The sequence below is a fragment of the Limnospira sp. PMC 1279.21 genome, assembly GCF_032349615.1.
GTDB lineage: Bacteria > Cyanobacteriota > Cyanobacteriia > Cyanobacteriales > Microcoleaceae > Limnospira > Limnospira fusiformis.
The window spans coordinates 1-15,204 of sequence record NZ_JARPLU010000126.1; the positions used below are offsets into that span (position 1 = coordinate 1).

Consider the following 15,204-nt stretch of genomic DNA (forward strand, 5'->3'; position numbering starts at 1 on the left):
GTTTGATTCTCTCCATGATGCCATGGATTCCGTTCTCAAGGCTGCGTCCTAACCGCATTGACTAGTGCTATATCAGTGCCGAGAGCGAAGTCCATGGCAACCACTGTGAAGCACACAATGCTGCCTGACGTCGTCGTTGTAGTGCCTTTCGGCGCCGACAAAATCTCTACGCCAAAACGCCATCAGGACTCGATCGAGCACTCTCGGTACAGCGTTTAATCCATAATTTGGTTAGACCGCGATGGTCGAGTTGGGAGACTCCTGCCATGGCGCTCGGTTTCGCCTCACGAGCGGTGAGTGTTGGCCCAATGCTTTCTCTGAGGAGCTTTCGAGACTTGCCACCTTAAGTGACCAGTACCATCAATAATAAACTAGCAGTTCACATCAAATTTCTGTACGTTTTTTAGCATTTATAGTGTTTAGGGCTGGCCCTAGTCAATCAAACTCAAGCGGGAGGTGTGAAATACCCATATATGGTAGAATATATAGGCAGTTTTGCTGTTCGCATAGCCTCCCTGGAAGGGAAGGATTAGTCCCTATAGGCGGTTAAAGCTGAAAACCTTTAGACAGAGTTTTGGACAATGCCCCGAATTTTAGTGATTGATGATGATCCCGCGATCGCAGAGCTGGTGGCGATTAACCTAGAGATGGCTGGTTATGAAGTCACCCTAGCCCCTGATGGTATAGTAGGACAAGCACTAGCGCTGCAACTACTGCCCGACCTGATTATTTTAGACCTAATGCTGCCCAAAGTCGATGGGTTCACCGTCTGTCAGCGTCTACGCCGAGATGAACGCACCGGAGATATCCCGGTTTTGATGTTGACAGCCTTGGGACAAACCCAAGATAAAGTCGAAGGCTTTAACGCAGGGGCTGATGATTATTTAACTAAACCCTTTGAACTCGAAGAAATGCTGGCTCGTGTCCGCGCGCTATTGCGACGCACCGATCGCATTCCGCAAGCGGCTAAACACAGCGAGATCCTCAGTTATGGAGTTCTTACCCTAGTTCCCGAAAGGTTCGAGGCGATCTGGTTTGATCAGACAGTCAAACTAACTCACCTAGAATTTGAGTTACTGCACTGTTTGCTACAACGTCACGGTCAAACCGTAGCCCCCAGTGAAATTCTCAAGGAAGTTTGGGGCTATGACCCGGACGATGATATCGAAACTATCCGGGTTCATATTCGCCATTTACGCACCAAAATGGAACCCGATCCACGTCATCCTCGCTACATCAAAACCGTTTATGGTGCTGGTTACTGTTTGGAACTTCCAGCAGGTAACGGCAAAAACTCATCAGAGGTGGGAGAGACTGATCTATCTGATGTATCTGATCAGGTGTAGCACCTCAATCAATGGTTTTTGAGTCGTTGATAGACAGTGACTAACCCGTTAGCATCACCCACATTACCTGGAAACAGGACAACGGGAAGATTAGGGAATTGGGTATGTGATGCGGGGGTTTTAACCATTGAACAACCAGCCATAACCTGTCCCAAGAGTCGCGCGGTGGGGAGGCTTAGACCTTTACTAAGGACATCATTGGAGGTGATGCCTCCCTTGCTAATCAAAAATCCAATATCTTTTGGTAAACCCCGGACAATATCCATTAACAAATCTGAAACCGCCACCCCAAATTCTAACCGGACTTGAGTATTGTCAAAGGTGATTTCTTGGCGAGAGGTGTACACTACAGGGGTTTGACCCGGTTTATGGATTTGAGCAATGCGATCGCTAATTTGGCTGAGTAACTCTTGACGTAGAGAGGGACTATCATCTAACAGGTGAGACACATCTACCTCAACCCCCACGATATCTGGTTCTTTCAATAACTGTTCAAGCTGTTGGGTAGATTTTTTCACATGGGAACCCATCAACACCACTCCCGGTTGATTATTTCGGGTATATTTCCCCATAGACTCCGGTGGTAATGGTTGGGGACCCAGGGAGGCTAGGGAGGTGAGGATACTCGCCGCGCTGCGGAATAAGAAACGTTTTCCCTTACTGGCGGCGGCTAGGATATCCGAGGCGAATTGGTCTAGGTCGCTTTGGGTTTCCCCGTCAACTCCCACACATTGGTTATCACTGAGTTGCATCAGTCGGTCTAGGGTCCCGTTGCGAATGTCCCCCAATGTGAAAAGTTGCACAGCTTCGGCTTTAATGCGTCCTTGGGTCTTTTCCTCTACATAATCGGGTAGGTAGGAATAATGGTAGCTGAATACTGAATCGCGAGCAAATTCCGTTTGGTGTACAGGGGTATCAACGCCGTCTATTTTCAGGTAGTGGGTTCCCCCTCTGGTTATCCGTCCCCCTTCAAAGAAAGCGGGAACTAAAAAATGAGCGTCAAAGGGGCCTAATTCTTCGGCGATCACATCGGTTTCTATGGGGTAGTGACCCCGTAGGGTGGAGTCAGACCGACTCACCACTAAAAAGTCTTCGATAGACTCGGCGGCGATCGCTATTTTCAGATTATGGGTAACTTCTCGTGTAACTGTGGCTGCTGCTTCTGGGGTTAATGCTCTGGTATTAGTTAAGATAAAGAATATCGGAGACTGGTCACTAAGTCCCAGCCGTAAGGTTTCTACGTCCCATTGTGTCAATAACAGACAACTATGAACCGTTTGGGAACCGGTGGGGTCATCATCCAGAACTATAATTTTAGGTGCCATTGCTTTAGTGTGGAAGTAACAAGAGAAAGATTGAGTCAGACCGTAGGACTCTCTGACCACCTTACCATTAATGGTAACTTGAATCTACAGCCCATACAAATTTGTTAATGGCTTTCCAGTTATCATTGACAGTCAACAGGTTGTAGGATGATCGCCAGATGAATCAGTTGATTTATAGTCTTCCCAAAGCCGAACTACATCTTCACATCGAAGGGACTTTAGAACCACAGATGATGTTTTACCTCGCTCAAAGAAACCATCTATCTTTATCTTTCGCGTCAGTGGCGGATGTGCAACAATCCTATCATTTCTCCAATTTACAATCCTTTCTGGATTTATATTATCAGGGCGCTAATGTTCTCCGCACTGACCAGGATTTTTATGATTTAACCTGGGCTTATTTACAAAAATGCGTTCAGCAGAATGTCCGCCACACGGAAATCTTTTTTGACCCCCAAACTCATAGCGATCGCGGTATTGATTTCTCCGTTGTCTACCAGGGGATACACTCCGCCCTACAAGATGCCAAAACCTATCTAAATATCTCCTCCCACTTGATTCTTTGTTTCCTCCGAGATTTAAGCGCAGAAGCTGCCATGAATACCCTTGAACAAGCCTTACCTTATCAAGATGGCATTATGGCTGTCGGTTTAGATTCGGCGGAATTGCACAATCCTCCTAGTAAATTTAAACAGGTATTTGATAAAGCCAAATCTGAGGGGTTTTTAACTGTCGCCCATGGGGGAGAAGAAGCCGGCGCTGATTATATTTGGGAAGCCATTAATCTCTTACAGGTATCCCGGATTGATCACGGTGTCCGCTGTACAGAAGACCCGGAATTGGTTGCTTATTTGGTACAGCAACAAATCCCCTTAACTGTCTGCCCTTTGTCTAATGTTAATTTGAGGGTCTTTCCTGACATAAAATTCCATAATATTAAAAAATTGCTTGAGTTGGGTTTATGTGTTACTATTAATTCGGACGACCCCGCTTACTTCGGGGGATATATTAACGAAAATTATCTCGCTGTTCAAGATGCTTTGCATTTCACTAATTCTCAACTGATACAGTTGGCGAAAAATTCTTTTATCGCTTCCTTTCTCAGTCAAGCCGAAAAAGATAAGTATTTAGCCGACATCGATAATAATCTATATAATTGTGGTAATTGTGGCGGCGGGTTCCCCTGTTAATTATCTATAGAAGGTTATGTTAACTTTTGTAACGAAAAGTTAAGAAATGTTGCGAACAATTTTTTCTGGAGGGGGCGGTGGTTTTTTGGTGAAGTTTGTGCTATCATTTTAAATAATGGGAATATTTGTTAAATTTTTATTTAAGCCAAAAGTCGATTATTTAAAAGTATGTCAAGATAATATCATTAGTTCTGGGTGCTTGTCAACCTGTTGGCGCTAATTTGTCGGAACAATTTTTTAAAAATTGAATAATAAATCAACACGGGGTGAAGATTAGGCGATCGCATGAATGAATATGGATAAATAGAGTTGTTGAAGGAAGGGGACAAAGAGAATGTTAAAATGGCCAGATGTGGTTATTCTGCGGCGTAGTAGGTGTGTGAAAGTTGTAGCAGTGATGTTGCTGCTAGTGGTGTTAATTAGAAGCATTCCTTATTCAATACCAATTAGGGCGAAAGATATCCGTCAAAATTCGGTATCGATGGAATTTAGCGATCGCCAAGGTTTAGCATTAGGAACAATTCTCAGCCAAGACCAAAGTCATACGGCTGTAGTCCCCTTAAAGGAAGTTTCCCCGTATTTTATCCAAGCCATTATTGCAGCAGAAGATAAGCGATATTATCAACATGGTGCTGTAGATATAATAGCGATCGTGAGGGCGGTCATGGAAGCCATACAAGCCAGAGAGATAGTTAGTGGCGCGTCTACTATTACCATGCAACTAGCGCGAATGTTAGAACCCTCACCCAATACTCTCCCGCACAAAATCAGAGAAATTTGGTTATCTTGGCGACTATTTGCTGGAATGAACCGAGACGAAATTCTAGCAGCTTATATTAACCGTATTCCTATGGGTGGTAACCTGTATGGTGTGGAAGCGGCGGCGCGGACTTATTTTGGTATAGGTGCTTCTGACCTAAGTTTATCGCAAGCGAGTGTATTAGCGGGACTTCCCAACGACCCAACGGATCTAAATCCTTATTTCAATTGGGAGGGACTGAAACAGCGGCAAAAATATGTTTTAGATCGCATGGTAGAAGATGGGTATATAACCCCAGAAAAAAGCGATCGCGCCTATCGAGAAACTCTGAGAATTGCACCTCGCGAACAGGGTATTATCGCCGCGCCTCATTTTTTATTTTGGGTAGCTAGTCAACTGTCAAAGGCAGAAATTACCAGCCCCAAAATACAGACCACCTTAGACCGGACTCTCCAGCAATTTGTAGAAACCCAAGTCCGTCATGTCGTGACGGCTTTAGGGGGTCAAAATGTTAATCATGGGGCGGCTATAGTGATTAATAATCATACGGGGGAAGTTTTAGCGTATGTAGGTTCTCCTGATTATTTTAACTGGCAAAATTTAGGTTCAAATGATGGAGTGCAAGCCTGGCGACAGCCGGGTTCAACCCTGAAACCATTTTTATATCAATTAGCGATCGCCCAAGGAATTATCCGACCGAATACCATACTCCCAGACGTACCCACATATTACCCTATTCCCGGTGCTAAACTGTATGCACCCGTTGATTATAGTGAAACCTTTTTAGGACCTGTGCGGGTACGAATTGCGTTAGGTAATTCCTTAAATATTCCGGCTGTGCGAGTTTTAGAAAAAGTCGGTGTAGGTGAGTTTTTATCACGTTTACATCAACTAGGTTTTACCCACCTTGACCGAGAACCGGAACATTATGGACTTGGGTTAAGTTTAGGTAGTGGCGAGGTGAGTCTTTGGGAATTAGCCCAGGCTTATTTAACTTTTGCGAACCGGGGAAAGTTCACGCCACTGGTGACTACAATTATACCAGAAATTGCGCCCCCGTGTAAACAGAAATGTATGCAAATAGACACAGCCACCAGTTGGGAATTAATTGTAAATATGCTGGCGGACTCCCATGCTAGGGCTACAGCCTTTGGAGTTGATTCCGTGTTAAATTTACCCTTTCCGGTAGCCGTAAAAACAGGGACTTCTTCTGATTATCGAGATACTTGGACGGTGGGATTTACTACTGATTACACCGTCGCAACTTGGGTGGGAAATTTCGACTCTCAGCCGATGCAAAATATTTCGGGTGTCATGGGGGCTGCGCCGTTATGGAATCAGATTATGATGTATCTTCATAGAAACAAAAAACCGGATAATTTCCCGCCGCCAGAGGGATTATTTGAATTGCCGATTTGTAGCCATACGGGATGGAAACCCACTGATGATTGTGGCTCAGGGATTGTGTTAGAATATTTCTATCCAGAGGATATTAAGGATTATGATAACCTGTCTGTGACGGGGGAGTTACCCGCCGCATATAATGAGTGGTTATCGCAACAGGAATCGCCTCATTTAAGTTCAGGAAAACTGAGGATTGTTTTACCTCAAAATAATGATTATTTCCTGGTCACTGCGGGTCATGATTCGCCCCTAGAGTTGAAAGTTGCGGGAGTTGACAATCAAGAAATCCAATGGTTTATTAATGATAATAAGATAGCCACAACCACCAGCAAATCAATATTTTGGCAGCCAGAAATCGGAGATTTTACCCTGAAAGTAGTCACCCGTGAAAATATGAGCGATCGCATTAATTTTCAAGTGAGGGAAGCCGAAGTCAAACCGTATCGGCGGGGTTTTTCCATAGGTGAAGATTGACAGGGGCTGCGGGACAGACCCCAAACCGAAGCCAGCCGAGGGAATGTAAAGTTTAATTACAACTTTTGTGAAAATATTGAGAAATGTTCCAAAACCTCATCTTAGCCTTAGCCTAGAATTTTATAAGTCACGAGATTAACTGAGATGGAAAAGTTAAAGAAATACCGGATCAACTGTACCCTTACCTATGGCGACATTTACGGTCAAATCATGATTTGGCTGATCGTCATTTTCATCGCCCTAGCCTCCTCCCTAGCCTTGTGGAGTAGTTCTCAGCAAATTTTTGCCCTCACCATGCTAGGACTGATTGTAGTGCTATCGCTGCCGTTTCTGCTGTTTGCCTTCGTTACCACCTTGTTAAACCATATCGAAGTCATGCCCACAGACATCAACTCAGAAACAGCAACAGATCAGGAAATTAAGGGATCTGAACAGCCAGCGCAAGCTACCAGTTAAGACACCATAGCAGTCAGTCAACCCTAAAGACTTCCTTGCCTTTTGGCAGGGAGGTTTTTTTTTGTTTAACTATGGAATATGTGCAAATATCGAACAAACTAGAGAACTATGCTAGAACATGATGTAATTATCGTTGGTGGTGGTTTAGCGGGAAGTCGCGCGGCCGTTGAGATAGCCCGGACTGACCCCAGCCTAAATATTGCTGTTATAGCTAAAACGCACCCCATTAGGTCTCACTCTGTAGCAGCCCAAGGAGGTATCGCGGCGACTCTCAATAATGTTGACCCTGAAGATACCTGGGAAGCCCACGCCTTTGATACGGTGAAAGGGTCAGACTACCTAGCAGACCAAGACGCTGTGGAAATTCTGGCGAAAGAGGCCCCAGATGTAATTATTGACCTGGAACACATGGGGGTTTTGTTTTCGCGCCTCCCGGACGGTCGTATCGCCCAACGGGCTTTTGGAGGTCATACCCACCGCCGCACTTGCTACGCGGCTGATAAAACTGGACACGCTATCCTCCACGAGTTAGTTAATAACCTGCGTCGCTACGGTGTGCATATCTATGATGAGTGGTATGTAATGCGCCTGATTCTGGAAGAAGGGGAAGCGAAAGGTGTGGTGATGTATAATATCCTCGATGGTACTATCCAAGTGGCTAGGGCTAAAGCGGTGATGTTCGCTACGGGTGGCTATGGTCGGGCTTTTAACACTACTTCTAATGATTTTGCCTCTACGGGGGATGGCTTGGCTATGTCGGCTTTGGCGGGGATACCGTTACAGGATATGGAGTTTGTCCAGTTTCACCCGACAGGCCTTTATCCGGTGGGTGTGTTAATTTCTGAGGCGGTACGCGGTGAAGGGGCTTATTTGATTAATAGTGAGGGCGATCGCTTTATGAAAAATTACGCCCCCGGTAAAATGGAGTTAGCCCCCCGTGATATTACTTCTAGGGCAATTACGTTAGAAATTCGTGCCGGACGGGGTATTAATCGTGATGGCACTGCGGGCGGCCCGTTTGTGTATCTGGACTTGCGACACATGGGGCGGGAAAAAATTATGAGTCGCATTCCTTTCTGTTGGGAAGAAGCCCATCGTTTGGTGGGGGTTGATGCGGTGGTTGAACCTATGCCTGTGCGTCCTACGGTTCACTATTCTATGGGGGGTATTCCCACTAATACTGATGGTCGGGTTCTCGCTAGTGCTGATAGTTTGGTAGATGGGTTATTTGCTGCGGGTGAGGCGGCTTGTGTGTCTGTCCATGGGGCTAACCGTTTGGGTAGTAATTCTCTGTTGGAGTGTGTGGTTTATGGGAAGCGGACGGGGGCGGCGATCGCACAATTTGTACAAAACCGTAAATTGCCAAATGTCAACGAGTCGCACTACCTCCAAGAAGCTAAAAATCAGGTACAGGAATTACTGGATAAGTCCGGGGACTGTCGCATTGGTCAACTTCGACAAGAATTTCAGGATGCTATGACTTTGCATTGTGGAGTTTTTCGCACTGAAGATGTCATGCAGGAGGGCTTAAATCAGCTTCAGATATGCCGTGAACGTTACCAAAATATTTATTTGGATGACCGGGGTAAATTGTGGAATACAGAAGTTATTGAAGCCTTGGAATTACGGAATATTATGATTGTGGGTGAGATGATTTTGACTTCTGCCCTCAACCGTCGCGAGAGTCGGGGCGCTCACAGTCGCGAGGATTATACTACCCGCGATGACCAGAATTTCCTCAAGCATACTCTTGCTTACTATTCCCAGGCTGGCATTGATTTGGCTTATCGTCCTGTGGCTATTACTATGTTTGAACCCCAGGAACGCAAGTATTAAATCACTCAAATTATCATCTCCCCTGTGACCAAAGAAGACTTTTACAGGGGAGAAAATTTAATTGATAATTCAAGATATCGGTCAGGGAAAGGCGATCGCCTACGGGGTTCCGGTATACCTCGCCTCCCACGGAAAAGATTAATACACCCGCCACTGTGAACACAAGCTGACTTCCCAGAAACCGGGTTTCTGAAATCTTGACATTTGGGATGGGATAGTGGAAAGTGAGTGATTGGTGATGATTTCGGGTAAACAGTTCCCGGTGAAGAATGTGCTTAACCAATTATTATGTCTGAAGAAAACTTAGAAGAAACCGCCGAAGAAACCGCCGAAGAAACCGCCGAAGAAACCGCCGAAGAAACGGCAAAGGGATTTGGGCAGAGTGATGGTAATTCCCAAATCCGGTTTAAACGGGAGGGTGAGAATTTACTGCTGATTTTACCAGAGGAAGGCGATCGCTCTGAGAACTCCAACAGTAGTAGTTGGGGGGATTTGTTGCAGGTGATGAAACATCGGATCACAGGGGAGGAACATAGCTGGGAAGAGGGGCTAGAAGTGCATCTGGTCAGCCCAAATAGGCTGTTAGATAGTCGTCAATTGCAGGATATTAGAGATATCCTGACATCGGCGAAATTAGAGCTAAAGCGGGTAAGAACAGGTAGGGCGCAAACAGCGGTAGCGGCGGCGACGGCGGGATATTCAGTCGATCGCGAATCGGATCGCGACCATTTAAACCAAAAGGAAAGGGAAAGGACTACCGTAGAGGCTGAACCCCTATACTTAAAGATGACTTTGCGATCGGGGGTAGAAATACGTCATCCGGGGACGGTGGTAGTTTTGGGAGATGTTAACCCAGGTAGTTCCATAGTTGCTAATGGGGATATAATCATTTGGGGTCGTTTGCGGGGAACCGTCCATGCTGGGGCTAACGGAAACCTGCAAACCATGATTATGGCCTTGCAAATGGAACCGATGCTGATCCGCATAGGGGATCAGGTGGCGCGGGGTCCAGAAAACCCGCCGGAGGAATTTTACCCGGAAGTAGCTTATATGACGGCGAAAGGCATCCGTATTAGCCGGGCTACGGAAATGGGGCGAGTGAAACTCTGGCAAATCAGCAAAGCCCCTAGTGATGACAGCCTGTAATACTATTGCTGTTGGATATGGCTAGGGAATCTGCTATCATCCGATCGCATTTATTGCCCATGTAGCGATCGTTAATATTAATAACTGTTAACCAACTAAGAACCCCCATGAGTCGCATTATAGTTGTAACCTCTGGAAAGGGAGGAGTCGGAAAAACTACCTCTACAGCCAATCTTGGCATGGCTCTCGCCCAACGAGGACACTCAGTTGTGGTGATTGATGCTGACTTTGGTTTGAGAAATTTAGACTTGCTGCTGGGACTGGAAAACCGCATTGTATATACGGCGGTGGAAGTCCTATCAGGGGAGTGTCGTCTGGAACAGGCTTTAGTGAAAGACAAGCGCCAACCCCGGTTAGTATTGTTACCAGCGGCTCAAAATCGGATGAAGGATGCGGTAACGCCGGAACAAATGAAGGAGTTGATCAGCCAGTTGAGTCCGAAATATGAGTATATTTTGATTGACTGTCCGGCGGGTATTGAACAAGGTTTCCAAAATGCGATCGCCGCGGCGAGTGAGGCTATTGTGGTAACGACACCGGAAATATCAGCCGTGCGAGATGGCGATCGTGTGATTGGCTTATTGGAGGCGAATGGTATCAAGCGGATACGGCTGCTGATCAACCGGATTAAACCGGGGATGGTAAAAGCTAATGATATGATGTCGGTTCAGGATGTCGAGGAAATTCTAGCCATTCCACTGGTGGGCGTAGTTCCCGATGATGAACAGGTAATTGTTTCGACTAACAAGGGTGAACCTTTGGTATTAACGGAAACTATTTCTCCGGCGGTGACAGCCTTTAATAATATTGCCCGCCGCCTAGAGGGGGAAAAAGTGCCGTTTATGGAGTTAGACCCAGCGCCTCCTGGTTTTTTTGCGCGACTGCGTAGGCTGTTGTCGTCTAAGATTATGTAGTAACCCTTTGAATAACTCATCGCCGGGGCGGTAGGGGTCTGGGGGCTTTCTCAAGAGGTGACTAGGGACGTGCGGAGTATTGGATCATCGAGGTATTTATCGCCCAGGTGTAGGTTTTGATCCACTGTTCGATAATGTAGCAACAGCAATGAAAATTAATGAATTTATCGACAAATTTTTGAACCGCAAGAGGCCTAACAGTCGTGATGCGGTCAAACAACGGTTAAAATTAGTTCTCGCCCACGATCGCGCTGATTTATCTCCCGAAGTTGTAGAAGCTATGCGGCGGGAGATTTTGGAGGTGGTATCTAGGTATGTGGAAATTGATACAGATGACTCAGAATTTGGGTTAGAAAGCGACCAAAGATCGACTATTTTGATAGCTAACCTTCCGATCAGACGAGTGAGAAAAACCGTCGCGCCGGACTCCTAAACTGGCACTCCCAGGAGAACTGCTTTTTTGTGTTGTCAAACCGACCCGGAGTGGGAGGCTTTAGTCAACCGGCGGCGCGTGCAGCAGATTAAGGAAAAAGTGGTATATTATCTGCCAACATTAGACATCTAGCCTATTATGAAACGGAGTTTCTTTGAGAAACTCGGTTTCTGGGAGTCGGCTTGTGGGGGGGGTTATCTTACCTCTTATCAACAAGATAGTGAAAAGTATAAAAATGCGTTACTATGAATAAATCAGGTTGAGCAAGGTGCGATCGCCTCATCCTAGGTACTGTCTCAATACAGGTGACATCCGATAAAGGCGATCGGTTTTTTCCAGCCAACAACGACGGCTAAGAGATTGTAGGGTATTGAGTAAATCTGCAGATGGCATCGGGGCAATTTCTAAGAGTTTGACTAGGGCGATCGCCTCATCTTCTTTAGCTAAAAGCGATAAAAGTTGCTTTTCTGGTTCCGATAGGTAAGCCAACGGTTCCTGTAAAATATCTTGCAAATCTTGAGGCAATAAAAAAGGCTGATTTGCTAACACTTCACTCACGGTTAAGCCTAATTCAACCATAAAATTCGCCACAGTTTTTAACCATAACGGGTTGCCTTGATAATAGTCAATAAATCGGGAGCCATTTGCTTCGGGTTCTAATCCTTGTTGGGCGATAATTTGGTGAGCGGATGCAGTGTCTAACCCCCTCAAGATTAAGTTATGGGTATTTGGGTGTTTAATTTGAGCAATTTCTCGCGGGTATTCCCAACCCATCAGGATAAAACAACTTTGATGCGATCGCTCTTTAATTTGTTTAAATAAACTGCGATAATCCTCAGATTTTGGTTGATAGTGACCAGCCAATTCACCCCGCCTAAATAGGTAATTGATATCATCTAAAATAATTAAACAGCGATGATTTTGTAAATATTTCATCAGGGGTAGCCGTGAAGTTTGATTATCCCCCTCGGCAAAAATTTCGGTTAAATTATTTTGCAATTGGGCGACAGTGGGGCAAGTTTCCAGACTACGCCAAATCACATATTCAAATTCATGTTTAATTTCTTCTACCAGTTTGATACCCAGGGCGGTTTTTCCCATCCCTATCATGCCAGTAATAGTTAAAATTTGTGCTTTTTCTGTGAGGATTAATGTTTTGAGGAGTTCCAGTTCAGCAGTACGATTATAGAAGTTACCTAACTTAGGCATTTCACTTAAATCGTGATGGAAAGTTGGGCTTTGTTGGGGGTTAGATGTTACTTGATTTTCCGGGTTTTGGTTGGGTATATCTGGTGGTTGTCTGGCTTGTCCACAAGTGTTAAAACTACTAATGGCTACAACGTCCTGTGCAAAATTTGTCACATGATCAATTTGCCACCTCTGTATGGTCGAGCGAAAATTGGATTTCTTAACCTCTTCTCCCAACTCCTCTGAAAGAGTCTGCCATAATTTCGCTCCAACATCCCGAACATAACTCTCGTTACAGTGCTTTTCCTGGGCAATTTCGCTGTATTTCTTGCCTTGCAGAGTTCCCCGTGCGATCGCCTGTTGCAAGTCATCAAGGTGTTGCCCAGTCTTAGCAAACACCAGAGCGTCAGCCATTTTTAGCACTTCATCAACATTCATGGAGTCGGGTAGATTTTGTGATTTTCCATATTATAGCCAACATTTACCAGCATTTTACCACAAATTATTGCATTTTACCACATTTTTGACGAGGTGGAGTTGGAGTTGCCAACAAAATTGCCAACAAAATTATATTTTTTCCAAACCCAGTCATAACAAGTCGTTGCTATGATCAATATAAATCAACTGTTATCGATTTATTAAGGTTAACTACATGGAGCAAGCTCTAGAGAAGCACACAGAGCAACCTGCACCTTTTAGGCTCTACAATAGCAAGCAGAGCCTAACCATAAAAATCCTTAAAGAAGGCGATCAAGTTTTGAATGTCTCATACATTGGCGATCAAATCCATATAGTGGTGCGCCAAAAAAACGAGGAAGTTTTAATTTACGTCGTCTTTCTTGATGAGGGTGGACAGCCTAGATTGTCTAAAAAACCAGCGATTACTATCACTTCTGGAGATGGTGAAGTTGAAGCCTCGGCTATCGATCCTAATAGTGGAGAGGAAATTTTGTCTATAACGTATACGGGTGAATGAGGTAAATAGTGGGTAAGAAGTCTCTTAAAATTACCGTCAACGGGTTGAATGATGATAACTACGCGGATGTCGCTCATCAGGTAGTTAAAGCAGTCAAGTCCGAAGCTCCCAATAGTGATATTTCTATTCTAGGGGCAAGTCCAGAAGTGTTTGAAGGTTCCTCTAAAAAGAAAATAAAAGGTGATTAATGTGGCAAGTCAAAAGCGACCAAAAGAACACCAAAAAGCACAAAAATTAGTTAAGCAGAGGGATGGGAACGAATGTGAAATTTGCGGTAAAATAGGAGAAATCGCACATGGACATCATGTTATTGCTTACAGTGATGGTGGGCCAGCGGATTTAACAAATATGATGACGCTTTGCCCAGACTGTCACAGAGCTTATCACAATGGTGAAATAAAAGTAGATATTTGGCGATTTTAATTAAAACGTCAAATTTTTGTGTAGTAGTTTAATTGAACGTGATAGTGTGCGTTATGCGGATAAAAATTTATGGATATAATCGGTAATTTATAGATTCACTTTAACGCACCTTTGTTGCTAAATATTGGTGCGTTACGGCGGATTGGTAAATTTTCGTAAAAATCTCAAGTTGGTCGCCGCCTAACGCACCCTACAATAAAGAAACCGGGTTTCTGTGAGCATTTTGGTTGGGTGACAGAGATTTGGTGTCAATTACCCGGTTTCTGAATTAAGTTTACCGCTGATGCTATAATCAAATAATCATATCTATAACAATCGATAACTAAGATGTCGCCCGCTAAAGAAATCTCAATTTCCTTACCAACATCCCTAGTACAATTTATTGAGAACTATAAAACCGCCAAAGGATGTCAATCCCCTGACCAAGTGATTCAATTAGCTTTAGAATTATTGAGAAATCAAGAACTAGAATCCGCTTACAGAGAAGCATCTAGTGAAATTGATTCCGCTTGGGATATTACAATTGCCGATGGATTAACCGATGAAACGTGGTGAAATTTACTATGCTAATCTCAGTCCGGCGGTTGGATCGGAAATGGATAAACGCCGCCCCGTGCTTATAGTAAGTAACGATGCAAATAACCGCGCAGCGGATACAGTGACAATTCTACCCATTACCTCTAATGTGACTCGCGTTTACCCTTTTGAAGTGTTAATCAATCCAGAGGATAGCGGTTTATCCAAGCCTTCCAAGGTGCAAGCGCAGCAGGTGCGAACTATTTCTAAACAAAGGATCGGTGGGGATGCCGTGGGTTTTTTGAGTCAGGAAGTTATGCAAATAGTAGAGACTGCCCTCAAACTCCACTTAAAGCTAGATTAAATTTCCTCACGATCGCCATTGATTCATTCACCTTTATTTGTGGTTAAAAAAGCGCGATTCCCGTCTCTGGATACGCTGCGCGGAATCGCGCCTCAAGCAACTAAGCAAAAAAACCGGGTTTCTATGAGTATTTTGGTTGGGTGGCTTTCGATGGTCGTAAATTACCCGGTTTCTGAAGCCCTCTACCAACCCCAAAACGGCGATCGCTTGCCATTACAAAATAGTTAAATAAGTGTCCATTGAGTCTTTGGTAGCGTTAGTTGGGGGTAAATTTCTGCCTCCAATTAACCATCTCTATTGCCAACGTAACGCACCTTTTTGGCTAAATATTGGTGCGTTACGGCGGATTGCTAAATTTTCGTAACAATCTCAAGTTGGTCGCCGCCTAACGCTACAATAAAGAAACTCACTTTTTGGCTAAATATTGGTGCGTTACGGCGGATTGCTAAATTA

16 protein-coding genes and 1 pseudogene are annotated in these 15,204 nt (G+C 44.7%); 15 read left to right on the top strand and 2 right to left on the bottom strand.

Features of this window, described 5'->3' with window-relative positions; all coding sequences use genetic code 11:
- Window positions 1-71: 71 nt before the first annotated feature.
- A pseudogene (locus P5683_RS17405) lies at window positions 72-347 on the top strand (IS1 family transposase); the annotation flags it as partial.
- Between the two features lie 234 nt (window positions 348-581).
- A complete protein-coding gene (locus P5683_RS17410) occupies window positions 582-1,346 on the top strand; it encodes a response regulator transcription factor (RefSeq protein ID WP_006620392.1) in 765 nt (254 codons plus the stop codon).
- An 8-nt stretch (window positions 1,347-1,354) separates the two neighbouring features.
- On the opposite strand, the gene P5683_RS17415 is transcribed toward P5683_RS17410, so the two are convergent.
- Entirely contained in the window at window positions 1,355-2,671 is a 1,317-nt protein-coding gene (locus P5683_RS17415; RefSeq protein WP_006620393.1) for a four-carbon acid sugar kinase family protein, read from the bottom strand.
- A gap of 158 nt (window positions 2,672-2,829) precedes the next feature.
- Here P5683_RS17415 and P5683_RS17420 point away from each other — a divergent pair, with 158 nt between their 5' ends.
- The 7 genes from P5683_RS17420 to minE all read left to right on the top strand — a co-directional run bounded on the left by P5683_RS17420 (window position 2,830) and on the right by minE (window position 11,284).
- Window positions 2,830-3,861, top strand: a complete 1,032-nt coding sequence (locus tag P5683_RS17420) for an adenosine deaminase (RefSeq protein WP_315640651.1) — start codon at window positions 2,830-2,832, stop codon at window positions 3,859-3,861.
- A 334-nt stretch (window positions 3,862-4,195) separates the two neighbouring features.
- Window positions 4,196-6,499 carry a penicillin-binding protein 1C gene (gene pbpC / locus P5683_RS17425; protein WP_187757978.1) on the top strand — a complete coding sequence of 768 codons (2,304 nt, stop codon included), beginning with the start codon at window positions 4,196-4,198 and terminating at the stop codon, window positions 6,497-6,499.
- A 144-nt stretch (window positions 6,500-6,643) separates the two neighbouring features.
- The gene (locus P5683_RS17430) at window positions 6,644-6,955 is read left to right on the top strand and encodes a hypothetical protein (protein WP_006620397.1); all 312 of its coding nucleotides are present in this window, start codon (window positions 6,644-6,646) and stop codon (window positions 6,953-6,955) included.
- A gap of 108 nt (window positions 6,956-7,063) precedes the next feature.
- The gene (locus P5683_RS17435; RefSeq protein ID WP_006620398.1) at window positions 7,064-8,791 is read left to right on the top strand and encodes a succinate dehydrogenase/fumarate reductase flavoprotein subunit; all 1,728 of its coding nucleotides are present in this window, start codon (window positions 7,064-7,066) and stop codon (window positions 8,789-8,791) included.
- A 288-nt stretch (window positions 8,792-9,079) separates the two neighbouring features.
- Window positions 9,080-9,937, top strand: coding sequence for a septum site-determining protein MinC (gene minC / locus P5683_RS17440; RefSeq protein WP_006620399.1), 858 nt, complete (start codon window positions 9,080-9,082; stop codon window positions 9,935-9,937).
- Window positions 9,938-10,044: 107 nt separating this feature from the next.
- On the top strand, window positions 10,045-10,851 hold the full coding sequence (minD, locus tag P5683_RS17445; protein WP_006670760.1) for a septum site-determining protein MinD: 807 nt from the start codon (window positions 10,045-10,047) through the stop codon (window positions 10,849-10,851).
- A gap of 148 nt (window positions 10,852-10,999) precedes the next feature.
- Window positions 11,000-11,284 (top strand): cell division topological specificity factor MinE, encoded by a 285-nt coding sequence (gene minE / locus P5683_RS17450; protein WP_006670759.1) that lies wholly within the window; start codon window positions 11,000-11,002, stop codon window positions 11,282-11,284.
- 279 nt (window positions 11,285-11,563) lie between these two features.
- On the opposite strand, the gene P5683_RS17455 is transcribed toward minE, so the two are convergent.
- Window positions 11,564-12,886, bottom strand: a complete 1,323-nt coding sequence (locus P5683_RS17455; protein WP_046320586.1) for an NB-ARC domain-containing protein — start codon at window positions 12,884-12,886, stop codon at window positions 11,564-11,566.
- A 238-nt stretch (window positions 12,887-13,124) separates the two neighbouring features.
- On the opposite strand from P5683_RS17455, the gene P5683_RS17460 reads away from it, so the two are divergent.
- The 6 genes from P5683_RS17460 to P5683_RS17485 all read left to right on the top strand — a co-directional run bounded on the left by P5683_RS17460 (window position 13,125) and on the right by P5683_RS17485 (window position 14,979).
- On the top strand, window positions 13,125-13,448 hold the full coding sequence (locus P5683_RS17460; protein ID WP_008053133.1) for a hypothetical protein: 324 nt from the start codon (window positions 13,125-13,127) through the stop codon (window positions 13,446-13,448).
- Window positions 13,449-13,456: 8 nt separating this feature from the next.
- Window positions 13,457-13,636: a hypothetical protein gene (locus tag P5683_RS17465; RefSeq protein ID WP_008053134.1), complete on the top strand. Its 180-nt coding sequence runs from the start codon at window positions 13,457-13,459 to the stop codon at window positions 13,634-13,636.
- A gap of 1 nt (window position 13,637) precedes the next feature.
- The gene (locus tag P5683_RS17470; protein ID WP_008053136.1) at window positions 13,638-13,871 is read left to right on the top strand and encodes an HNH endonuclease; all 234 of its coding nucleotides are present in this window, start codon (window positions 13,638-13,640) and stop codon (window positions 13,869-13,871) included.
- Between the two features lie 327 nt (window positions 13,872-14,198).
- On the top strand, window positions 14,199-14,426 hold the full coding sequence (locus tag P5683_RS17475; RefSeq protein ID WP_006620406.1) for a hypothetical protein: 228 nt from the start codon (window positions 14,199-14,201) through the stop codon (window positions 14,424-14,426).
- Window positions 14,413-14,751, top strand: a complete 339-nt coding sequence (locus tag P5683_RS17480; protein ID WP_046320580.1) for a type II toxin-antitoxin system PemK/MazF family toxin — start codon at window positions 14,413-14,415, stop codon at window positions 14,749-14,751. Before P5683_RS17475 ends, P5683_RS17480 begins: the two co-directional genes overlap by 14 nt.
- 18 nt (window positions 14,752-14,769) lie before the next feature.
- Window positions 14,770-14,979, top strand: a complete 210-nt coding sequence (locus P5683_RS17485; RefSeq protein WP_315641943.1) for a hypothetical protein — start codon at window positions 14,770-14,772, stop codon at window positions 14,977-14,979.
- Window positions 14,980-15,204 lie beyond the last annotated feature (225 nt).